General features: G+C 66.9%; 23 protein-coding genes. 13 read left to right on the top strand and 10 right to left on the bottom strand.

Annotation, left to right across the window (positions count from 1 at the left end; translation table 11 throughout):
- Positions 1 to 2: 2 nt before the first annotated feature.
- From DBO33_RS04695 to DBO33_RS04680, 4 genes are all read right to left on the bottom strand, one after another.
- Positions 3 to 854 (bottom strand): MlaE family ABC transporter permease, encoded by an 852-nt coding sequence (locus tag DBO33_RS04695; RefSeq protein ID WP_107653934.1) that lies wholly within the window; start codon positions 852 to 854, stop codon positions 3 to 5.
- Between the two features lie 4 nt (positions 855 to 858).
- Positions 859 to 1,623 carry an MlaE family ABC transporter permease gene (locus DBO33_RS04690; protein ID WP_107653933.1) on the bottom strand — a complete coding sequence of 255 codons (765 nt, stop codon included), beginning with the start codon at positions 1,621 to 1,623 and terminating at the stop codon, positions 859 to 861.
- Positions 1,624 to 1,964: 341 nt separating this feature from the next.
- Complete coding sequence (locus DBO33_RS04685) at positions 1,965 to 2,867, bottom strand: 3-oxoacyl-ACP reductase (protein ID WP_107653932.1); 903 nt, start codon at positions 2,865 to 2,867, stop codon at positions 1,965 to 1,967.
- A gap of 45 nt (positions 2,868 to 2,912) precedes the next feature.
- Positions 2,913 to 3,101: a ferredoxin gene (locus tag DBO33_RS04680; protein WP_107659980.1), complete on the bottom strand. Its 189-nt coding sequence runs from the start codon at positions 3,099 to 3,101 to the stop codon at positions 2,913 to 2,915.
- 156 nt (positions 3,102 to 3,257) lie between these two features.
- Here DBO33_RS04680 and DBO33_RS04675 point away from each other — a divergent pair, with 156 nt between their 5' ends.
- The 3 genes from DBO33_RS04675 to DBO33_RS04665 all read left to right on the top strand — a co-directional run bounded on the left by DBO33_RS04675 (position 3,258) and on the right by DBO33_RS04665 (position 6,264).
- Positions 3,258 to 4,451, top strand: coding sequence for an acyl-CoA dehydrogenase family protein (locus tag DBO33_RS04675; RefSeq protein ID WP_107653931.1), 1,194 nt, complete (start codon positions 3,258 to 3,260; stop codon positions 4,449 to 4,451).
- 21 nt (positions 4,452 to 4,472) lie between these two features.
- Complete coding sequence (locus DBO33_RS04670; protein WP_107653930.1) at positions 4,473 to 5,570, top strand: acyl-CoA dehydrogenase family protein; 1,098 nt, start codon at positions 4,473 to 4,475, stop codon at positions 5,568 to 5,570.
- Between the two features lie 259 nt (positions 5,571 to 5,829).
- The gene (locus DBO33_RS04665) at positions 5,830 to 6,264 is read left to right on the top strand and encodes a hypothetical protein (RefSeq protein ID WP_159080117.1); all 435 of its coding nucleotides are present in this window, start codon (positions 5,830 to 5,832) and stop codon (positions 6,262 to 6,264) included.
- Positions 6,265 to 6,343: 79 nt separating this feature from the next.
- Here the strand turns inward: DBO33_RS04665 and DBO33_RS04660 are convergent, their stop codons facing one another.
- Positions 6,344 to 6,931, bottom strand: a complete 588-nt coding sequence (locus DBO33_RS04660; RefSeq protein WP_107653928.1) for a TetR/AcrR family transcriptional regulator — start codon at positions 6,929 to 6,931, stop codon at positions 6,344 to 6,346.
- On the opposite strand from DBO33_RS04660, the gene DBO33_RS04655 reads away from it, so the two are divergent.
- From DBO33_RS04655 to DBO33_RS04645, 3 genes are all read left to right on the top strand, one after another.
- Entirely contained in the window at positions 6,930 to 8,165 is a 1,236-nt protein-coding gene (locus DBO33_RS04655; RefSeq protein ID WP_456093875.1) for an FAD-dependent monooxygenase, read from the top strand. The two genes, DBO33_RS04660 and DBO33_RS04655, sit on opposite strands and share 2 nt — an antisense overlap.
- Before the next feature lie 82 nt (positions 8,166 to 8,247).
- A complete protein-coding gene (locus tag DBO33_RS04650; protein ID WP_107653927.1) occupies positions 8,248 to 8,712 on the top strand; it encodes a hypothetical protein in 465 nt (154 codons plus the stop codon).
- A 49-nt stretch (positions 8,713 to 8,761) separates the two neighbouring features.
- On the top strand, positions 8,762 to 9,061 hold the full coding sequence (locus DBO33_RS04645) for a hypothetical protein (protein ID WP_107653926.1): 300 nt from the start codon (positions 8,762 to 8,764) through the stop codon (positions 9,059 to 9,061).
- 103 nt (positions 9,062 to 9,164) lie between these two features.
- On the opposite strand, the gene DBO33_RS04640 is transcribed toward DBO33_RS04645, so the two are convergent.
- Positions 9,165 to 9,995: a thioesterase family protein gene (locus DBO33_RS04640; protein ID WP_234390696.1), complete on the bottom strand. Its 831-nt coding sequence runs from the start codon at positions 9,993 to 9,995 to the stop codon at positions 9,165 to 9,167.
- 25 nt (positions 9,996 to 10,020) lie between these two features.
- On the bottom strand, positions 10,021 to 11,673 hold the full coding sequence (locus DBO33_RS04635) for an acyl-CoA synthetase (protein ID WP_107653925.1): 1,653 nt from the start codon (positions 11,671 to 11,673) through the stop codon (positions 10,021 to 10,023).
- A 60-nt stretch (positions 11,674 to 11,733) separates the two neighbouring features.
- Here DBO33_RS04635 and DBO33_RS04630 point away from each other — a divergent pair, with 60 nt between their 5' ends.
- On the top strand, positions 11,734 to 12,516 hold the full coding sequence (locus tag DBO33_RS04630; RefSeq protein ID WP_107653924.1) for a crotonase/enoyl-CoA hydratase family protein: 783 nt from the start codon (positions 11,734 to 11,736) through the stop codon (positions 12,514 to 12,516).
- 52 nt (positions 12,517 to 12,568) lie between these two features.
- Here the strand turns inward: DBO33_RS04630 and DBO33_RS04625 are convergent, their stop codons facing one another.
- Positions 12,569 to 12,985, bottom strand: coding sequence for a VOC family protein (locus tag DBO33_RS04625; protein ID WP_107653923.1), 417 nt, complete (start codon positions 12,983 to 12,985; stop codon positions 12,569 to 12,571).
- Between the two features lie 189 nt (positions 12,986 to 13,174).
- On the opposite strand from DBO33_RS04625, the gene DBO33_RS04620 reads away from it, so the two are divergent.
- Positions 13,175 to 14,173: a sigma-70 family RNA polymerase sigma factor gene (locus tag DBO33_RS04620; protein WP_107659978.1), complete on the top strand. Its 999-nt coding sequence runs from the start codon at positions 13,175 to 13,177 to the stop codon at positions 14,171 to 14,173.
- A gap of 157 nt (positions 14,174 to 14,330) precedes the next feature.
- On the opposite strand, the gene DBO33_RS04615 is transcribed toward DBO33_RS04620, so the two are convergent.
- Both DBO33_RS04615 and DBO33_RS04610 read right to left on the bottom strand, forming a co-directional pair.
- On the bottom strand, positions 14,331 to 15,887 hold the full coding sequence (locus DBO33_RS04615; protein ID WP_107653922.1) for an acyl-CoA synthetase: 1,557 nt from the start codon (positions 15,885 to 15,887) through the stop codon (positions 14,331 to 14,333).
- A gap of 22 nt (positions 15,888 to 15,909) precedes the next feature.
- Complete coding sequence (locus tag DBO33_RS04610) at positions 15,910 to 16,947, bottom strand: LLM class F420-dependent oxidoreductase (RefSeq protein ID WP_107653921.1); 1,038 nt, start codon at positions 16,945 to 16,947, stop codon at positions 15,910 to 15,912.
- Between the two features lie 145 nt (positions 16,948 to 17,092).
- On the opposite strand from DBO33_RS04610, the gene DBO33_RS04605 reads away from it, so the two are divergent.
- The 5 genes from DBO33_RS04605 to DBO33_RS04585 are packed head-to-tail and all read left to right on the top strand — an operon-like array spanning position 17,093 to position 21,589.
- Positions 17,093 to 18,052 carry a Zn-ribbon domain-containing OB-fold protein gene (locus DBO33_RS04605; protein ID WP_234390695.1) on the top strand — a complete coding sequence of 320 codons (960 nt, stop codon included), beginning with the start codon at positions 17,093 to 17,095 and terminating at the stop codon, positions 18,050 to 18,052.
- Between the two features lie 12 nt (positions 18,053 to 18,064).
- On the top strand, positions 18,065 to 19,120 hold the full coding sequence (locus DBO33_RS04600; protein WP_107653919.1) for a thiolase domain-containing protein: 1,056 nt from the start codon (positions 18,065 to 18,067) through the stop codon (positions 19,118 to 19,120).
- Entirely contained in the window at positions 19,117 to 20,283 is a 1,167-nt protein-coding gene (locus DBO33_RS04595; protein ID WP_107653918.1) for a thiolase domain-containing protein, read from the top strand. The genes DBO33_RS04600 and DBO33_RS04595 overlap by 4 nt, the downstream gene beginning before the upstream one ends.
- A 5-nt stretch (positions 20,284 to 20,288) precedes the next feature.
- Positions 20,289 to 21,179 (top strand): TIGR03619 family F420-dependent LLM class oxidoreductase, encoded by an 891-nt coding sequence (locus DBO33_RS04590; protein WP_107659977.1) that lies wholly within the window; start codon positions 20,289 to 20,291, stop codon positions 21,177 to 21,179.
- Positions 21,176 to 21,589, top strand: coding sequence for a nuclear transport factor 2 family protein (locus tag DBO33_RS04585; protein WP_107653917.1), 414 nt, complete (start codon positions 21,176 to 21,178; stop codon positions 21,587 to 21,589). Before DBO33_RS04590 ends, DBO33_RS04585 begins: the two co-directional genes overlap by 4 nt.
- Positions 21,590 to 21,632 lie beyond the last annotated feature (43 nt).

Genomic DNA, 21,632 nt, shown 5'->3' with positions numbered 1-21,632 from the left:
CTTTACCCGGAGAGATGAAAGTTGCCGGAGGTGCCGTAGATGGCCAGCGAGATCAGCAGGGTCACCGTGACCACCGCGACCAGCGAGGCCCGCACCGCATTGCCGACCGCGACGCCGACGCCGACCGGTCCGCCCGCGGCATTGAAGCCGTAATAGGTGTGGATCAGCATGACGGCCAACGCCATGAAGATCGCCTGGGCGAACGACCAGAGAATGTCGCTCGGGATCAGGAAGGTGGAGAAGTAATGGTCGTACACGCCGGCCGACTGGCCGTAGATGACCACCGTCGCGAACCGGCTGGCCAGGAACGACGCGATCACCGCCAGCGCGTAGAGCGGCACGATCGCGATCATCCCGGCGAGCACCCTGGTGCCGACCAGATACGGCACCGGCCGGATCGCCATCGACTCCAGCGCGTCGATCTCCTCGGCCACCCGCATCGCGCCCAGCTGCGCGGTCGAGCCGGCGCCGATGGTGGCGGCCAGGCCGATGCCGGAGATCACCGGCGCCGCGATGCGCACATTGATGAAGGCCGCGAAGAAGCCGGTGAGCGCCTCGACGCCGATATTGCCGAGCGAGCTGTAACCCTGCACGGCGATGGTGCCGCCGGCGAACAGCGTGAGGAAGCCGACGATCACCACGGTGCCGCCGATCACCGCCAAAGCGCCGCTGCCCATACTGATTTCGGCGATGAGCCGAATGGTTTCGGTCCGATAGTGCGTCATGGCACGCGGAATAGCCCCCAGGGCCTGTGCGAAGAACACAGCCTGTTTACCGACTGAATCGAGCGAGTCCGACATCCGACGCACTCGTCGCACGGTACGCGGGAAGCGGGATTCGATCACGAAGGCCATGCGGTCACCGCGCCGTGAACTTGATACCAACGGCGGTGACCACCACGTTCACTACGAACAAGGCCATAAAGGCGAAGACGACGGTCTGATTCACCGCATCACCGACACTCTTGGGACCACCTTTGACATTCAGACCCAGATAACAGGCCACCAGCCCGGCGATCAGCCCGAACAATCCGGCCTTCACCTCGGAGATGACCAATTCGGGCAAATGGGTCAGCAGCGTGATGCCGTTGACGAACGCGCCCGGGTTCACGTCCTGCAGAAAGACCGAGAACAGAAATCCGCCGACGATACCGATGGTGCACACCAAACTGTTCAGCATCAGCGCGACGAACATCGACGCGAGCACTCTCGGCACCACCAGTCGTTGCACCGGATTGATGCCGAGCACCCGCATCGCGTCGATTTCCTCGCGAATCGTGCGGGCGCCCAGGTCAGCACAGATGGCGGTGGCGCCGGCTCCCGCGACGATCAGCACGGTGACGATCGGCCCGACCTGGGTGACCGCGCCGAAGGCCGCGCCCGCGCCGCTGAGATCGGCCGCGCCGATCTCGCGCAACAAGATGTTCAGCGTGAAGCTCACCAATACGGTGAATGGAATCGCGACCAACAGCGTGGGCACGATCGAGACGCGGGCGATGAACCAGGACTGGTCGATGAACTCGCGCCATTGAAATGGCCTGCGCACACTGGCTCGCGCTACTTCGGCCGTCAGTTCGAAGAACCCGCCGACTGCCCGCAATGGCACAGCAAGGACCTCGTTCATCTATGAACCTCCTTGCTCAGAACCTGCGTACGCCCTCACGGCACGATTCTTCACCGAGGCCGCACCGCCTCCACGATTAGAACACGTTCACTACGCTGCCGGTAGATGTTTGCCACTTTTGAACTGCACTTTTTCTTTGCATCGGCATATGAATTTGGAACGAGTGTCAGAGATTGATCCCACCTTTGTGCGGTGGCACACGTCTCGACCCCCAATATCTACCAACTGCCCGACCGCTGATCAACAGTTGGACGGCTGATCAGCAGTTTATTGTCAGCGGGGCTTGCAGAAGCCGAACCTCGCTGCGCTTGTTTCACCGTGTCGGATGCACCGCACGGAACTCAGTCGAGATCCAACAGGGTCGAGGCCGAGAAAGTCTGCCCCACAGGGCGTTCGGCGAAATAGCCGCCGAGTGCGCCGGCCAGGTCGCCGACCGACCACGCGCCGCCGGGCGCGTCGAATCGCTGCTCGACGACGGGCGCCGCCATGAGCGCCACCATGGCGCCGTAGACGACGAACAGTTGCCCGTTCACCGGGTCGGCGGCGGGCGAGGCGAGGTAGGCGACCAGCCTGGCCACATGATCGGGCGAGAGCGGGTCGACTTCGCCCTCCGGTGCCGCGCTGAACACGGCCTCGGTCATCGCGGTCCGCGCGCGGGGCGCGATCGCGTTGGCGCGCACGCCATACCGGGACAGCGCCCGCGCGGCCGAGAGGGTCAGCGCGGTGATGCCCGCCTTGGCGGCGCCGTAGTTGGCCTGCCCCTCGGGGCCGAGCAGGCCCGCCTCGGAGGAGGTGTTGATCAGCCGGCCGTAGACCGGCGCGCCCGCCGCTTTGGACTTGCCGCGCCAGTACGTTGCGGCGTTGCGGGACAACAGGAAATGGCCGCGCAGGTGGACCGCGACGACGGCGTCGAAGTCCTCGTCGGTCATGTTGAACAGCATCCGGTCCCTGGTGATGCCCGCGTTGTTCACCACGATGTCGACGCTGCCGAAGGCCTCGTCCGCGGTGCGGATCAACGCGTCGGCCGTGGCACGTTCGGCGATGCTGCCCGCGACGAACTCGGCCTTGGCGCCGAGCGCGCGGATCTCGGACAGGGTGTCGGACACCGCATCCGACTCCGACAGATCGTTGACCACCACCGAAGCACCCGCGCCGGCCAGCGCGAGCGCCTCTGCCCGCCCCAACCCCGCACCCGCACCGGTCACGATCGCTACCCGGCCGGCAAGACTCACATCATCAACCACGAGCCCGACCCTAGAACGTGTTCCATTCTATGGCAAGGGTCGGCCTCACTGGAGCCGCAAGGCCGCTTTCGGGCACTGCGCCACCGCGTCCTCGACGTCGGCCAGCCGGTCCGCCGGAACGTCGGCTTGCAGGATGTGCAACTGGTCCTCGTCATCGAGTTCGAACACGTCGGGGGCGATTCCGACACAGATTCCGTTCGCTTCACACTGATCCAGATCGACGCTGACCTTCATGAGAACTCCTTTACCGCGATCCTTGCCGAAGCCTAACAAGCCGACGCCGCCGCAGGTGGCGCCATCGACCCGATTCACCCGCAATACTGGAACATGTTTCAGTGCATATGCAATGATCGGTGCAACCCACATCGACGAAGGCCTGAGGTATTTGCCATGCGCATTGCGTACACGCCGCAGCAGGAGGAGCTACGCGCGGAGCTGCGCGACTACTTCGCGCGACTCATCACCCCCGAGCGCCGGGCAGCGCTCAGCGCGCAGACCGGCGAGTACGGCCAGGGCAACGTCTACCGCGAGGTCGTGCAGGAGATGGGCCGCGACGGCTGGCTCACCCTGGCCTGGCCGAAGGAGTTCGGCGGCCAGGACCGGCCGACGATGGACCAGCTGATCTTCACCGACGAGGCGGCCATCGCGGGCGCGCCGGTGCCGTTCCTGACCATCAACTCCGTCGCGCCGACGATCATGCACTACGGCAGCGAGGAGCAGAAACGCTTCTTCCTGCCCAAGATCGCGGCGGGCGAGCTGCACTTCGCCATCGGCTACTCCGAACCGGGCGCGGGCACCGACCTGGCCAGCCTGCGCACCAGCGCGGTGCGCGACGGCGACGACTACGTGATCAACGGCCAGAAGATGTGGACCAGTCTGATCGCGTACGCCGACTACGTCTGGCTCGCGGTGCGCACCGATCCGAATGTCAAGAAGCACAAGGGCATCAGCATGCTCATCGTGCCGACCAGCGCCGAGGGCTTCTCCTGGACGCCCGTGCACACCATGGCGGGTCCGGACACCAGCGCGACCTACTACCAAGACGTGCGGGTACCCGCGAGCGCGCTGGTCGGTCAGGAAAACGGCGGCTGGGCGCTGATCACCAACCAGCTCAACCACGAGCGCGTCGCGCTCACCTCCGCGGGGCCGCTGGGCCTGGCCGTGAGTCAGACGGTCGAGTGGGCCCGCAACACCAAGGCCGCCAACGGTTCCCGCATCATCGACCAGGAATGGGTGCAGCTCAACCTCGCGCGTGTGCACGCCAAGGTCGAGTACCTGAAGCTGCTGAACTGGGAGATCGCCAGCCGGGCCGACGCGGGCGGTGACGCCGCGCCACGGCCGTGGGACGCCTCCACCTGCAAGGTGTACGGCACCGAACTGGCCACCGAGGCGTACCGGTTGCTGATGGAAGTCCTCGGGCCGCAGGCGTATCTGCGCCAGGACTCCCCCGGCGCCGAGCTGCGTGGCCGCCTGGAGCGCATGCACCGGGCCGCGCTGATCCTCACCTTCGGCGGCGGCACCAACGAGGTGCAGCGCGACATCATCGCGATGACCGCCCTCAAGCAGCCCGCCGCGGCGCGCTGAGTCGGAAAGCAGGTAGCAGACATGGATTTCACTCTCACCGAAGCCCAGCTCGACCTGGCCCGGTTGACCGGCGAGGTGTGCGGCAAGCTCGTCACCGCCGACCGGCTGCGCGAACTCGACACCGCGGCCGAACGATTCGACGAGGCGCTCTGGGGCTCGCTGGCCGAGACCGGCGTGCTCGCCGCGGCACTGCCCGAGGCTGTCGGCGGCAACGACTTCGGTGTGCTCGAGCAGACCGCCGTCCTGCGTGAGCTCGGCAAGCACGTCGCGGCGGTGCCGTATCTGTGGTCGATCGTGGTCGGCGCGGGCGCGCTGGCTCGTTTCGGTGATGCGGCGCAACAAGATCGGGCGACCCAGGCCGGCGCGGGGCGGGTCATCCTGACGGCCGCGCTCGCCGAGGAACACAACTGGGAGCCGAGCAAGCCCACCACCACCGCCGTCGAGGCGGACGGTGGCTGGCGGCTCACCGGTGCCAAGACCACTGTGCCCTTCGCCGACCGGGCCGATCGAATCCTGGTTCCCGCCACTGTGTCCGGTGTGACCGCGGTGTTCCTGGTCGATCCGTCGGCGGCGACGGTCACCGCACAACAGGTGGTCGATCGCTCCCCCGAGTACTCGGTCGAATTGACCGACACCCGTGGGGAATTGATCGGCAGCGTCGAGAACGGCGCGGAGATCCTGGACTGGTTGCTCATCCGCGCCTGGCTCGGTCTCAGCGCCCTCCAACTCGGCACCCTGGAACGCGCGCTCGACCTGGTCGCCGAATACGCCCGTGAGCGGGAGCAATTCGGCAAGGCCGTCGGCAGTTTCCAAGCCGTGGCCCAGCGACTCGCCGACGCCTACATCGACGTCCAGGGGCTGCGCCTCGCCGTCACCCAGGCCGCCTGGCAGCTCTCCGAGGATCTGCCCAGCGCCGAAGCCGTGCACACCGCCAAGTTCTGGGCAGCCGACGCGGGGCATCGGGTGGCGCACACCGTCGTGCACGTGCACGGCGGCGTCGGTATCGACCGGGACCACATCGTGCACAACTACTTCACGGCCGCCAAGCACCATGAGTTCGCATTGGGCGGGGGTACCGATCACCTGCGCGCCCTCGGTGCGCACCTGGCCGCTTCCTGATCGGACGCACTACCCATTCGGCCCGCCGGCTCGATCGGCGGGCCGAATTCTGTACCCATCCAGATCAGGTGTTGCGACGAATGCCGGTGAGGTGCCCTGTTCGCAGCGGGTCTCCGCCGCGAACAGGGCACTGCTACCCACATCGGCACCTGAAGTCCTGGAGGGCTACTTGGCAGCACGACGATCGACCCTCGCGGTTTCGGCCGCAGCCTTAATCCTGAGCTGCATGGGTGGGATCGGCGAGGCCCATGGCCAACCAGTGAGTAGAACGGCCGCACTCATCACCCAGGCCGAGGCCCGCACCGCCAGCGCCAATGCTCGCGGCGCCTCCGCGTTCGAAGCAGTAGCGGTCAGCACTGCCAACGAGCCGGTGACGTACACGCAGAAGGTGCGGCCGGTAGCCGTCGAAGAAATCCAGTTCCGGCCCTCGTCGCCCGGCGCGGTCAAGGCCGCCACCACTGCCGCACATGCCGCCACCGCAGCCCTGGCGACCGTCGGCGAACTCCCGAACCCGCCGAAGAACGTCCGGCTCACCGCGGCGGCGGCACAACAAGCCGCCGTGAAAGCCGCGGCGGCACCGGACGATGTCAAACTCGCGAACCTCGCCGCGTCGGCGGAGAATGCGGCCCTCGACGCCAGTTCCGCCGCCTTCGGCACCACCGCGACCAAGGTCGAGCGGATCCGGACCAGCTAGCCCTACCGGAATCGGAACCGGCCCACACGAATCGGCCTCGTCGGTCTCACCGGCGGGGCCGATTCGCTCTTTCGTCCGCCTATCGGTCCTTCGCCGACGTGAGGTAACGCTGGAGTGTGGGGGCGATTTCGGCGATCAGTTCGTCTCGGGTGAAGGCGACGACCGGCGGGATGCGCAGGACGTAGCGGCAGAGGGCCAGGCCGAGGAGCTGGGTGACCACCAGGCCGCCACGATGGGGAGCGTCGGCGGGGTCGCCGAAGCGCAGGACGGCGGGCAGGACCTGCTGGGCGAAGACCGCGCGGAAGCGTTCGGTGACGGCGTCGTCGGTGACGGCCGAGCGCAACAGGGTCAGCATGACCTCGTTGCCGGGAGGTTCTTCCCAGAGGGCGAGGAAGCGGCGCACCAGTAGTTCGCCGAGCGAGTCCCGGTCGGCGGCGGCCAGGTCGGGCAGGGCCAGATCGATGTCGACGGCGGCGGCGAACAGGCCGTCCTTGCTGCCGAAATAGCGCATGACCATGGACGGGTCGATAGCCGCGTCCGCAGCGATGGCACGGATGGTCGCCTTGCCGTAACCCTCGGCGGCGAACCGAGCGCGGGCGGCATCCAGGATGGCCGCCCGGGTCGCGTCCGAGCGGCGTGCAGGCGGTTGATCAGGCACGGTCGTCATGCCAACAAGTGTAGGCCAACAACTGTTGACTTACTACACGCGGCGGTTTACGGTTAAGTCAACAAGCGTTGGCCCACAGATGTTGACTTCAGGAGTTCTCATGACCATCACCCCGCTGCCGGACACCACCTCCGTCCTGATCGTCGGTGCGGGACCAGCCGGGCTCACCGCGGCGATCACCCTGGCCGACGCGGGCGTCGATTTCGTCCTGCTGGATCGGCTCGCGGAGGGCGCCAACACTTCTCGCGCCGCCGTCGTGCACGCCAGGACCCTCGAGGTGCTGCACGAGCTCGGTATCGCCGAGGAGCTCGTCGCGAAAGGCATTGTGGTGCCGCGGTTCACCGTGCACGACGGCGCCCGCACGCTGGCGACCATCAGGTTCGACGGGCTCCCCACGCCGTACCCCTACACCCTGATGACGCCGCAGGACACCACCGAGGCGGTGCTGCTCGCCCGGTTGCACAAAGCGGGCGGCGAGGTGCGGCGGCCGTACCAGGTCACCAGCCTCGTCAACGAAAAAGACGGCGTGACTGTCGAATACACCGATGGCGACGGGGCGGCCGGCACACTACGCGCCGACTACGTCATCGGCGCCGACGGCATGCACAGTGTCGTCCGCGAGCAGGCGGGCATCGAATTCGCCGGCGACACCTACCCGGCCTCCTTCGTGCTGGCCGACGTCCGGATGGACTGGCCGATCGCCCGAGACGAAGTGGCACTGCATCTTTCGCCGGAGGGCGTCACGGTTGTCGCACCGCTGCCCGACTCGGCGGAACAGAACCGCTACCGCGTAGTCGCCACCGTCGACGAGGCACCCGAGCACCCGACCCGCGACGACATCCAAACCGTGCTCGACACCCGAGGCCCCGGCGGCGACATCAAAGTCAGCGAGGTGCTGTGGAGCTCACGCTTCCGCGTACACCACCGCGTCGCCGCCCACTACCGCGCCGGCCGAATCCTGCTCGCAGGCGACGCCGCCCACGTCCACAGCCCCGCAGGCGGCCAGGGCATGAACACCGGCATCCAAGACGCCGCCACCCTCGGCCCCCTGCTCGCCCGAGTCCTCGCCGGCGAACCCGACACCCTGCTCGACACCTACGAAACCACCCGCCGACCGATAGCCCTCGGCGTCGTAGCCTTCACCGACCGGATGACCCGCATGGCCACCCTCCGCCNGCCATCGCCACCCTCACCCGCATCCCCACCATCCGCACCGCCCTGGCCCACCGCCTAGCCGAACTCCCCAACCGCTGACCCCCACCACTACCTCCGGTCTGCCAACTGAACTACTTCAGAACTTCCCGTAGGATGGGCGTATGAGCTCCAAGACGTTCCCGTTCAGCGACCTGATTCGTAAGCAGACCTCGGTGTTTCCTGCACTCGATGACGCCGACGTGATCCTGGAGCGCCGCGACGCCGAGAATCTGGTGCTGTCGCGGTCCGAGCGGTTCGAGGCCAAAGAGACCGCGATCCGGCTGCTCGCCAGGACCATCGCGATCATTGCGAAGACGAACCGCAGCCTGGCCGAGGAAGTGTTCTCCGAAGAGCTGCCGTGGCTGAAGTGGCTACCCGACACGGGGCGCACCGAGGCCGTCAACGAACTGCTCGACCACCTGATCGCCGGGGCCGACACCGGCCTGTTCACGCCGTTCGCCCGCGATCTGGTCGCCTGGCAGCACACCGCCGAGATCTACGCCCAGCCAGAATTGGCGCACCGCCTCGCCGGCCCGTTCGAGCCCGACGAGTTCACCGAGGTGGCCCGCCCCGGCGGTGCCGAATGAAGCTCCGCAAGGGCGACGAGTTCCCCGCCCCCGTCCCTGGCGGGTAGTCGTGCACAACCTCAATGCCGCGAAGGGCTGGGCCGAACTGCTGGCGCAGGCTCCCGGCAATCTCGATCGCGCCTGGGTAGACATCACCAGCGACCCACGCAGTGTCGCGAATCCGTCCCGGCAGCATCGACTCGAGTTCGAGTTGAAGTCGATCAAAATGGGCGGCGCCGAACTGGAGCAATGGCAGTACGAGATCACCGGCGGCGGCCGAATCTGGTACGCGATCGCCGACGAGGAACGAACCCTGTACCTGACACTCGCAGGCACCGGACACCCCCGCCAGACCGACCGCCGACGCTAGGGAGTCTTGACTATCGAAGGGCCGCTGCATGATTCGCAGCGACCCTTCGAGTAGCCCAGTCAAACTTGCTATTTGCGTGCACGTCGACGGCGCTGGAACGTCGTTACTGGATACCGGCTTTCGCCTGGAAGATGTCGCCGTTGGTGAAGTCGACCTGGCGTTGGGCGTTGGACAGGGCGGTTACTACGCAGGTGCCGAAGGGGCCGGTTCTGTCGAACAAGGTTGCGCTACCTACTGCTACACCGTCGGTGCTGAGGTGGCTGTCGGCCTCTATGCCGATCTCGGAACCCACCGGCAGCCGGGCCAGTGCCAGCGTCATGTCGGTGTTGATGAAGCCGATGCCGGCGCTGCCCCAGTTGGTCATCAGGCTGGTGGCCTCGCCGATGACTACGGCACCGACGAAGGGGGAGGGTGGTTCACCCTCGATTACCCGCATCGGCGCCTGCCACATGCGCTTTCGGCTGTCGTTCTGGTGCTCGCCGATCTCCGGCGACCAACCCTCGGCGTGCGCGTCACTGCCCCACAGCGGACGGGTGGGTTCGGTGGCGACCGGCACCGACGGCGGGCGCGGCACCTCCGCCCGCGTCCACAGCTGACCCGGCGGCTGGGCCGACCGCTCGAGGAAGACGACCGTCGCCCGTGCGACGTCCACACCGTCCTGCATCAACGCGGCATCGGCGACGCGGATCCGCCGCCCTTCCCGAACCAGCTCCGTGACCACGGTCATCGGTTTGGCCAGCGTGGGCCGGAACAGATCTACGGTTAACCTGGCAGGCTGGAAGCCCGCCGAACCATGGTGCTGCTCCAGTGTTCTGGCCAGCAGCCCACAGACGGCGGGTCCATTGACCATCGTCGGCGACCAGGCGCTCGCGGCGAACGGCAACGGCTCGAAGCCGCGCGTGGTCTCCTCGAAGTACCCGTAACGGACAGTCACGTCGCTCCCCCTGCTCCCGGCGGTCCTACTTGCTACTCGCCTCGGCGTGCTCGTCGGCGGCGCGGGCCTCGGTTTGGGCCTTGGCCCAGCGGTAGTCGGGTTTGCCTGCGGGGGAACGCTTGATTTCGTCCACGAACCAGAGGCTGCGGGGGAGTTTGTAGGGGGCGATTTCTTTGGTCAGGAAGGGGCGTAGTTCTTCGATGGTGGGGTGGTTTTCGCCGCGGCATTGCACGACGGCGACGACGCGCTGGCCCCAGCGCTGGTCTTCTACACCGACGACGAGCGCGTCGAAGATTTCCGGGTGGGTTTTGAGGGCACCCTCGACCTCTTCGGGGTAGATCTTCTCGCCGCCGCTGTTGATGCTGACCGAGCCGCGGCCGAGCATGGTGACCGTGCCGTCTTCCTCGACCCTGGCGTAGTCGCCGGGGATGGCGTAACGAACCCCGTTGAACTCCTTGAACGTTGCCGCGCTCTTGACTTCGTCCTTGTAGTAGCCGAGCGGGATGTGCCCGCTGCGGGCGAGGAGTCCGACCTGGCCGGAGCCGGGTTCGACCGGGTTGCCTGCCTCGTCGAGCACCTGGGTGGAGGCATCGATCTTCACCCGCGGTCCGCCGGTGTGGTTGACGCCCTTGGCGACGATCGACAGACCGCCGAAACCTGTCTCCGAGGAACCGATGGAGTCCGAGATCAGCCGGTTCGGCAGCAGCTCGACGAACTGATCCTTGAGCGCGGGCGAGAACAGCGCGGCGCTGCTCGCCATCACGTAGAGGCTCGAAAGGTCATAGGGCTGACCGGTTTCCGGGTTGCCCTCGATCAGCGCGTCCAGCATCGGCCGCGCCATGGCGTCGCCGGTGATGAAGATGAGGTTGATCTTGTGGCGGTCGATCGCCTGCCACACCCCGTGTCCGCTGAACTCGGGCAGCATCACGGCTTTACCGCCGTCGAACAGGCTGTGGAACGTGGCGGTCTGCGAGCCACCGTGGATCATCGGCGGAATCGGGAACCGCACCATCTGCGGGTTGTTGGCGGCACCGGTCTTGGACTGCTGCCATTCGTCCTCGATGGGTTCGCCGGTGATGAAGTTGATGCCACCGCCGAGCACCCGCCACCAGTCCTCGTGCCGCCACATCACGCCCTTGGGCAGCCCGGTGGTGCCGCCGGTGTAGAGCATGAAGATGTCGTCGGGCGAGCGCGGACCGAAGTCCCGCTCACCGGACGAGGCGGCCAGGGCGGCCTCGTATTCGACCGAATCCGCTGCGGTCGCGATGGTGCCGGTCGTATCGTCGTCGACGACGAGAACCGTCCTCAGCTGCGGGGTGTTCGGCCGGACCCCGGCCACCCGATCGCTGTACCGGCGCTCGTGGATCAACGCGACCATGTCCGAATTGTCGAAGATGTATTGCAACTCGTTCTCGACGTACCGGAAGTTCACATTGATCATCACCGCCCGCGCCTTGAACACCGCGACCATCGCCTCGACGGCCTCGATCGTATTGCGCGAGTAGATGCCGACCTTGTCCCCCGGCTTCACACCGTGTTCGAGCAGGTAGTGAGCCAACTTGTTGGCGCGCTCCTCCAGCTGTGCGTAGGTCACCTCGCGGCCGTCGTCAGCGAGCGCGACGCGGTCGGGCATCAGGTCGATGGAGTGTTCGACAAGGTCCGCTATGTTGTAGCTCACAAGGCTAAAAATAGAACGTGTTACTGTTCCTGGCAAGGCTTGAAAGTCAGGAGATTCGCAATGCCGCACTGCCTCGTTGAGAAACGCGACCATGTCCTCATCGTCACGATGAATCGCCCCGAGGCGCGCAACGCGCTCTCGGCGGAAATGATGGCGATCATGCGCGACGCCTGGGATCAGGTGGACAGCGATCCGGACATCAGGGTGGCCATTCTGACCGGCGCGGGCGGCGCGTTCTGCGCGGGCGCGGACCTCAAGGCGATGACCGCGCAGCACCCCGGCGATTCGTTCGCCGGCGGCGGCTGGGACCTGTCGAAGATCGAGGCGCTGCTCAAGGGCCGCAGGCTGACCAAGCCGCTGATCGCCGCGGTCGAGGGCCCGGCCATCGCGGGCGGCACCGAGATCCTGCAGGGCACCGATATCCGGGTGGCCGGCGAGAGCGCGAAATTCGGTGTGTCCGAGGCACGCTGGGGCCTGTTCCCGCTCGGCGGCTCCGCGGTGCGCCTGGTGCGCCAGATTCCGTACACCGTAGCCGCGGATATCCTGCTGACCGGCAGGCACGTCACCGCCGCCGAGGCCAAGGAGATCGGGCTGATCGGGCACGTGGTTCCCGACGGCAGCGCGCTGGACAAGGCCCTCGAACTCGCCGCGCAGATCGCGGCCAACGGCCCGCTGGCCGTGCAGGCCATCCTGCGGACCATCCGGGAGACCGAGGGCATGCACGAGGAAGAGGCGTTCCAGATCGACGCGAAGCTCGGCATGGCCGTGTTCCGCTCGACCGACGCCAAAGAGGGCCCGAAAGCCTTCGCGGAGAAGCGCAAACCGACCTTCACCGGCAGCTGAGACCACGCCGCCCCCGGCACCTTCGGGTACCGGGGGGCGGCTCATGTCCGGCTCAATTGCCCGGGTAGTCCATCCAGAACGGCTCCCACTGGTGGCCGTCCGGATCGAGGAAGGTGCGGCTGTACATGCCGACCTGTGCCTCCTGCGCGCGCTTGTCCTCGCTGATCTCCTCGGTGCCACCCGCGGTGAGCGCCGCCGCCGCGAGCGCATCCACCTCCGCGCTGCTGGTCAGCGCCAATCCGTAAGTGGCGCCGATCTTCTCGGTGGTGTCCGCGACCTGGCGCTTGCTGAAGTTGGTGAAGAACTGCCGAGTCAGCAGCATGAGGCAGATATTGTCGTCGATCACGATGCAGGCCGCGTTGTCGTCGCTGAACTCCTGGTTGACCTTCCAGCCGAGCGCCTCGTAGAAGTTCTTCGACCGGTTCAGCTCGGCGACGGGTAGGTTGAGAAAAATCATCCGGCTGGTCATGTCGACACCTTTTCGTAGTCCGCCTGTTTAGTTGCGCAGAAATAAGGACGAGACGCGGCGGCTGAACTCATCGCTCGCCCCCACAGCTGTGACCGCCCGCACCCGGCGCCGCGGGTGTTGATCTTGCTGGTGCTGGTAGCGAGCTTTCGGGTCTGGGATGTGTCGGTGGGCTGTGGCATGGTGACACCCATGAACGACCCGTCCGGCCACTCCGCCGGCCTTGCTCCCGACGTGCTCGAGTCTTTCGAGAAGCACCGCCGGGAATTGTGCGCCTACGCCTACCGCATGCTCGGTTCGTCTTTCGAAGCCGAGGACGCGGTCCAGGAAACCTTCACCCGCGCGTGGAAGTCCTACGACTCGTTCGAGGGACGCGCGAGCCTGCGCTCCTGGCTGTATCGAATCGCCACCAATGTCTGCCTGGACATGCTCGACGGCCCGCAGCGGCGAGCCAGGCCGATGGACCTGAACGGTCCGTCGCGGCCGGATTCACCGCTACCCGCGCCGCAGCCGGACTACGTCTGGATCGAGCCGATCCCGAACGCCCTGGCCTTCGGCGCCGACCCGGCCGACCACGCCTCGGCCAAGGACACGCTGCGCCTGGCATTCGTCGCGGCCTGTCAGCACCTCCCCGCCACCCAGCGCGCGATCCTGATCATGCGCGAGGTGCTGCGGTTCTCCGCCAACGAGACCGCCGAAGCTCTCACCATGTCGCCCGCGTCGGTGAACAGCGCGCTGCAACGCGCCAGGGCCACCATGTCGAAGGTGCAGCCGAGCACCGCGGACAACTACGACGAGTCCAACGAAGACCAGCGCAAGCTGGTCGACAACTTCGTCAAGGCGTTCGAGGCCTACGACATGGACACGCTCACCACGCTGCTCAAAACCGATGTGGCGCTGTCCATGCCGCCGATCGAGTTCTGGGTCTCCGGCCCGGCGAACGTGGCCGCGTTCATGCTCGGCCACGGCGCGGGCTGCCGCGACTCCCGCCTGGTCCGCCTGGACGGCGCCAACGGCAACCCCGCCTTCGGTCACTACAAGCCCAGCGGCGAGCCGGGCGTGTGGGTCCCGTGGTCGATCACCGTGCTGGAGCTCGACGGCAACGAGGTTGCGGGCATGAGCTTCTTCCTCGACACGGCGAAGCTGTTCCCGCTGTTCGGGCTGGCCCCGGAGTTGCGCGAAGCAGTCTGAACACCCCCGCCCCCCGGAAGGTTTGACAGCCAAAGAAGGCGCTGTGCGCCCGGGGCAGGCAGCGTGAAAAGGGTGTGCGGCAAGGAGATAAGGATCGAGCGGAGTCATATGGTCGCTACCTGATCTTGGGTAGCGACCATATGACTCTGTCCGTCTCCTAGGGAGCTGGGACGTAGCGCTCGCGAAGCTTGCGCTTGTACAACTTCCCGTTGGGGTCGCGGGGCAGTTCGGGGAGGTAGTCGACCGACTTGGGCATCTTGTACTTCGCCAATTGGGTTGCGGCGAAGGCGAGTAGCTCGGTCGTGAGCTCGTCGCTGCCCTCGATGCCCTCGGCGGGCTGGACGACGGCCTTGACCTCGGCGCCCCAATCCGGGTGCGGGATACCGAATACCGCGACGTCGGCGACCTTGGGGTGGGTGACCAGGACGTTCTCGATCTCGGCGGGGTAGATGTTCACCCCGCCGGACAGGATCAGGTCGGAGCGGCGGTCGTGCAGGTAGAGGTAGCCGTCCTCGTCGAGGTGGCCGATGTCGCCGACGGTGAACAGGTCGCCGACGCGCGAATCCTCGGTCTTGGCCTTGTCGTGGTGGTACTCGAAACTCGAAGCGCCCATCCGCATGTAGACCAGGCCGGGCTCACCGGCGGGCACCTCGGAGCCGTCCTCTTCGCTGAGCACCTTGATCACCGACCACGGCCACGCCTTGCCGACCGAACCCGGCTTCTGCAGCCACTCGGTCCCGTTGATCACCGTGCCGCCGCCCTCGGTGGCCGCGTAGTACTCGGTGACCGTCGGGCCCCACCACTCGAGCATCTTCCGCTTGGTCTCCTGCGGGCAGGGGGCGGCACCGTGCACCATGCTGCGCAGCGAGGACACGTCGTATTTGGCGCGCACCTCCTCGGGCAGCGCGAGCAGCCGATGGAACTGGGTGGGCACCATGTGGCTGTGCGTCACCCGGTACTTGTCGATCAGCCGCAGCATCTCCTCGGCGTCCCAGCGATCCATCAGAACGAGCTTGTGCCCCAGCTGAATCGAGATGGTCGCGAAGTTCAGCACCGCGGTGTGATAGAGCGGCGACCCGCAGATGTGCACGTGATCGTCGTACGGCGCGAGCCCGAAAAGGCCGAAGAACGCATTGGTGTGCGGCGGAACGACATCCGGGTCGGCGCCGGTGAGCGGGCGGCGAACGCCCTTGGGGCGCCCCGTGGTTCCGGAGGTGTAGAGCATCGGCGCCCCGGTGCTGCGGTCAGCCGGTCGCCCGGTGTCCGCGGCGCCCAGCCAGGCCACCGACTTGAAGCCGTCGATCTCGCCCACCGAAAAACGCCCCGTAGCAGGCAATTCCGCCTCATCGGCGGCGGCTTTGGCGGTGGCCGCGAAACGATCGCTGGCCAGGAACGCCTTGGCCTCACTGTCCTGCAGGATGTACGCGACCTCCGGGCCGGTGAGGTGCCAGTTCACCGCGACGATGTACAGCCCGGCCTGGTACGCCGCGAAGTAGGCGGCGATCGCCTCGACGCAGTTGTGCACCATGCTCACCAGCACGTCGCCGGTTTCCAGGCCGAGGCCGCGCAGGCCGGTGGCGTAGCGATTGGCGAGAGTGGCCAATTCGCGATACGTCACCTCCCGGCCCGCCGGATCGACCATGGCGATCCGATCGGGTTCGGCTTCGGCGATGTTCCACAGACCGAGAATTTTCACTGACTCCTGCGTCGTCATCTTACTGAATCTAGAACGTGTTCTACATATCGACAAGGGGTGCGAGACGACGTAATTGCGCGACATCGGAAACCGACACCAACATCATGGTGACCCCGGCCGCCGACCAGACCCCGAGTTGCTTACGGACATGCTCCTCGTCGCCGATGATCGCGGTGTCCAGAATCAGCTCGTCCGGCACCGCGGCCGCCGCCTCGGCCTTCTTGCCCGCCTGGAACAGGCTGCCGATCTCGTCGACCTCCCGCTCGTAGCCCATCCGCCGGTAGACCTGCGCGTGGAAATTCTGCTCCGGCGCGCCCATGCCGCCGATGTAGAGCGCCATGATCCAGCGCATCCGCTCGAGCTCGCTCGCCGCGTCGTCGGTGATCACCACCTGACAGCTCGCGGCGATCTCGAAGTCGGCGCGCGACCGGCGCGCACCCGCCCTGGCGAAACCCTCGTCGAGCCAGTCGTTGTACATGTTCGCCAGCCGCGGTGCGTAGTAGATGGCGAGCCAGCCGTCCGCGATCTCGGCGGTCAGCGCCACATTCTTGGGGCCTTCCGCACCGAGCCAGATCGGCAAATCCGCACGTAGCGGGTGCACGATCGGCTTGAGCGGCTTGCCGAGCCCGGTCGCCCCCGGCCCGGCGTAGGGCAGCGGATAGTGCGGCCCGTCATTGGTGACCGGCGCCTGCCGCTCCAGAATCCGCCGGATGATCCCGACGTACTCGCGGGTGCGCTGCAACGGCTTGGCGAACGGCTGCCCGTACCAGCCCTCGACCACCTGTGGCCCGGACACACCCAGCCCGAGAATCGCCCGGCCGCCGCTCAGGTGATCGAGCGTGAGCGCGTGCATCGCGGTCGCGGCGGGCGTGCGAGCCGACATCTGCACCACCGAGGTCCCGAGTCGCACCCGCTCCGTGGACGACCCCCACCAGGTCAGCGGCCCGAAGGCGTCCGATCCCCACGATTCCGCGGCGAATACCGCATCGAACCCGGCGTCCTCGGCGGCGACCACCAACTCCCCCGCATTCTCCGGGGGCTGCGCCATCCAGTACCCGAGTTGCAATCCGAATTTCATGCTCCACCTTCCGACCTCGCCGGCCGCTCATACAGCCCGTCACCGACACCGCATCTTGCCAGCAGAATAAGAACCTGTTCTACTCGACATTGTGACTCAGGGGAATACCGCATCCGGCGTAATCGCGGATGAGAGAGGGTCGGAATTGAACGCCGCACCTGATGTGCTCAGCGCGCCCCTACGGGTGCGATTCGACTACACGCGGTCCGTGGGACCGACGATCGGCACCTTCTTGACCAAACTGCGCGACCGCAAGATCGTGGGCGTGCGCGGGTCGGACGGCCGGGTGCTGGTGCCGCCGCCGGAATACGATCCGATCACCGCGGCTGCGCTCACCGAGTTCGTCGACGTCGCCGCGGTCGGCACCGTCGAATCCTGGACCTGGGTGCGCGAGCCGCTGCCCGGCCAGCCGTTCGACCGGCCGTTCGCCTGGGCGCTGATCCGGCTGGACGGCGCGGACACCGCGCTGCTGCACGCGGTCGACGTCGCCGCGCCTGAGGACATGCGGACTGGCATGCGAGTGGCCGTCCGCTGGGCCGCCGAGACCACCGGAACCATCCACGACATCGCCTGCTTCGAGCCCGGCGAAAAGTCCGACACCACCGCGGCCGCCGTCGACGGCGAGCCGGTCACGATGCTCACCACCCCGGTCGACCTGGCCTACAAGCACACCGCCTCCCCGCAGGAGACCGTCTACCTGCGCGGACTCGCCGAAGGCAAGCTGCTCGGCGGGCGCACCGACGCCGCGGGCAAGGTGTACTTCCCGCCGCGCGGCGCGAACCCGACCGACGGCAGGCCCACCGACGAGGTCGTCGAGCTGCCCGACCGCGGCACAGTCACCACGTTCTGCATCGTGAACGTGCCGTTCCTGGGTCAGCGGATCAAGCCGCCGTACGTCGCGGCCTACGTACTGCTGGACGGCGCGGACATCCCGGTGCTGCATCTCGTACTCGGTTGCGAGGCAAGCGAAGTCCGGATGGGCATGCGCGTCGAGGCGGTGTGGAAGCCGCGCGAGCAGTGGGGCTACGGGCTGGAGAACGTGGACCACTTCCGCCCCACCGGCGAGCCGGATGCCGACTACGAGACCTACAAGCACCACCTCTGAGAGAGGCGCACGTTGACTGACAACGGAACCGACATCGCGGTCGTGGGTTTCGCCCACGCGCCGCACGTGCCGGAGACCTTCGGCACCACCAATGGCGTGGAGATGCTGGTGCCCTGCTTCCAGCAGCTCTACCGCCAGCTCGGCATCACCAAGTCCGACATCGACTTCTGGTGCTCGGGCTCCTCGGATTACCTTGCCGGGCGCGCTTTTTCGTTCATCTCCGCAATCGACGCCATCGGCGCGGTGCCGCCGATCAACGAATCGCACGTGGAGATGGACGCGGCATGGGCGCTGTACGAGGCGTGGGTGAAACTGCGCTCGGGGCAGGCGAAGACCGCGCTGGTGTACGGCTTCGGTAAATCCTCGGCGGGCACGCTGCGCCAGGGGCTCACCATGCAGCTCGATCCGTACCTGGTGACACCGCTGTGGCCGGACGCCTGGTCCATCGCGGGCCTGCAGGCCAGGGCCGGGCTGGACGCGGGCCGCTGGACCGAACGCGACATGGCGGCGGTGGCCGCGGACGCGTTAGCCGCCGGCGGCCGGGCGACGCAGGCCGAAAGCCTGCTCGACGCACCGTATATCGCCGATCCACTGCGTGCGCACGACGTCGCTCCGATCACCGACGGCGCTGCCGCGATCGTGCTCGCCATCGGCGATCGGGCCCGCGAACTCTGCGAGCGGCCGGCCTGGATCACCGGCATGGCGCACCGGGTGGACACGCCAATGCTCGGCGCGCGCGACCTCACCGTCTCCCCCTCCACTTCGGCTGCCGCACAGGCGGTTACCGGCGGCGACACCCACTTCGACGTCGCCGAACTGCACGCGCCGTTCAGTCATCAGCAGCTGATCCTCGCCGAGGCCATCGGCCTGAAGAACGGCACCAAGGTGAACCCGTCGGGTGGTGCGCTCGCCGCGAATCCGATGTTCGCCGCGGGCTTGGAGCGAATCGGCTTCGCGGCTAACGCGATCATGGACGGCTCGGCGAATCGAGCGCTCGCGCACGCCACCAGTGGGCCCGCGTTGCAGCAAAACCTTGTGACAGTTCTGGATTCGGAGGCGAGCCGATGAGCTTTCCGGCTGCGGTGCTGGGCACCGGTCAAACCCATCACGTGACGAAAAGAACCGATGTATCGATGGCGGGCATGTGCCGTGAAGCCATTGATCGCGCGCTTGTAGATGCCGGTCTCACCATCGCCGATATCGACGCGGTGGTGGTCGGTAAAGCACCGGACCTGTTCGAGGGCGTCATGATGCCCGAGCTGTATCTCGCGGATGCGTTGGGCGCCACCGGAAAACCGTTGTTGCGCGTGCACACCGCCGGTTCGGTCGGCGGCTCGACCGGCGTGGTCGCCGCCAATCTGGTGCAGGCGGGGGTGCACAAACGGGTCCTCGCGATCGCCTGGGAAAAGCAGTCGGAGTCGAATGCCATGTGGGCGTTGTCGATTCCGGTGCCGTTCACCATGCCGGTCGGCGCGGGCGCGGGCGGCTACTTCGCCCCGCACGTGCGCTCCTACATCCGGCGCTCCAACGCGCCGAGCCACATCGGCGCGATGGTCGCGGTCAAGGATCGGCGCAACGGCGCCAAGAACCCGCTGGCACACCTGAAACAGCCGGACATCACGCTGGAATCGGTGCTCGCCTCGCAAATGCTCTGGGACCCTATCCGTTTCGATGAGACCTGCCCGTCCTCGGACGGTGCGTGCGCCATCGTGCTCGGTGACGAAGAAGCGGCGACCGCCGTCGAGGCCACCGGCAAGAAGGTCGCGTGGGTGCACGGCACCGCGATGCGCACCGAGCCGACCACCTTCGCCGGACGCGATCAGGTGAACCCGCAGGCCGGCCAGGACGCCGCGGCCGCGCTGTGGAAAGCCGCCGGGATCACCGACCCGCTCAGCGAGATCGACGTGGCGGAGATCTATGTGCCGTTCTCCTGGTTCGAACCGATGTGGCTGGAAAACCTGGGCTTCGTGCCGCAGGGCGACGGCTGGAAACTCACCGACAAGGGCGAGACCGAGATCGGCGGCATTCTGCCGGTCAACCCGTCCGGCGGGGTGCTCTCTTCCAATCCGATCGGCGCTTCGGGGCTCATCCGATTCGCCGAGGCGGCCAAGCAGGTCATGGGCCGCGCCGGCGCCTACCAGGTCGAGGGTGCGCGTAAAGCCTTCGGCCACGCCTATGGTGGCGGATCCCAGTACTTCTCGATGTGGGTGGTCGGAGCTGATAAACGATGACCCCGCTGAAGTTCACCCTCGGCATCGCGCTGAGCCCACTGGACCAGCTGCCGGATCTGGCGAAAACCGCTGAGGAGTGCGGGTTCTCGTCGATCGCGTTGCCGGACTCGCTGTTCTACATGAAGTCCGCGGCGGCGAAGTACCCGTACACCGCCGACGGCAGCCGGTTCTGGGGTCCGGAGACGCCCTGGGTCGACCCGCTCATCGGGGCGACCGCGATGGCGATGGTGACCAGTCGGATCCGGTTCTACACCAACGTGCTCAAGCTCGGGTCACGTAACCCGCTGCTGCTGGCGCGCCAGGTCGGCTCGGTGGCCAACCTTTCCGGCAACCGCTTCGGCTTCGGCGTAGGAATCGGCTGGGCGCCCGAGGAATTCGAGTGGTGCGGGGTGCCCTACGCCCGCCGCGGCGCCCGGGTCGACGAGATGATCGAGGTCATCAAGCTGGTGCTGGGCGGCGGCATGGTCGAGTTCCACGGCGAGTTCTTCGATTTCGATCAGCTGCAGGTCAGTCCGGCGCCGACCGAGCCGGTGCCGTTCTACGTCGGCGGCCACACCGAGGCGGCGCTGCGGCGGGCGGCCCGGGTGGGTGACGGCTGGACCTCGGCGATGATGACCTACGACGAGCTGTGCCGCACCATCGGCAAGCTCGACGCGCTGCGCGCCGAATTCGGGCGCGGGGACCAGCCGTTCGAGCTCCAGGCGGTGTGCGTCGACCGGTTCGGCCGGTCCGGTTATCAGGATCTCGCGAACGCGGGCGTGACCGATGCGATCGTGGTGCCCTGGCTCTTCGACGGCATCGGCTTCGACGGCGAACTCGCCGCCAAACAGGACTCGCTGCGCCGATTTGCCGCGGCGAACATCGAAGCACCGATCGTCGCGGAGGTATCGGCATGACGAGCGACCATCCCGCCCGGACTGCCGGGCTCGCGTCCCAGGCCGCGGTGCGGGCCAGGGACAAGGCGGCGTGGGTCGCGTTGTTCGCCGAGGACGGCATCGTCGAAGACCCCATCGGCCCTTCGGGTTTCGACCCGGAGGGCAAGGGGCACCGCGGCAAGGAGGCGATCGCGGCCTTCTGGGACAAAGCGATCGCGCAGACGGAATCCATCGAGTTCCTGTTCGGTGACTCGTTCGCGTGCGGGAACGAGATCGCGTTCACCGGGACCATCCGCAGCACCCTCGGCGGCCACCAGATCGACGCCGACGGTGTGTTCACCTACCGGGTCGACGACACCGGCAAAATCGCTGCGCTGCGGGCATTTTGGGAGGTCGACCGCGCGATGGCCACCGCGAAGAAGGTCGGCTGAACACACCTCGAAGGGCCCTCGTACCGGATGGAATCTCCGGTGC

Source organism: Nocardia suismassiliense, from assembly GCF_900269665.1.
Taxonomy (GTDB): Bacteria; Actinomycetota; Actinomycetes; order Mycobacteriales; family Mycobacteriaceae; genus Nocardia; species Nocardia suismassiliense.
This window is presented reverse-complemented; position numbering and strand designations above follow the sequence as displayed.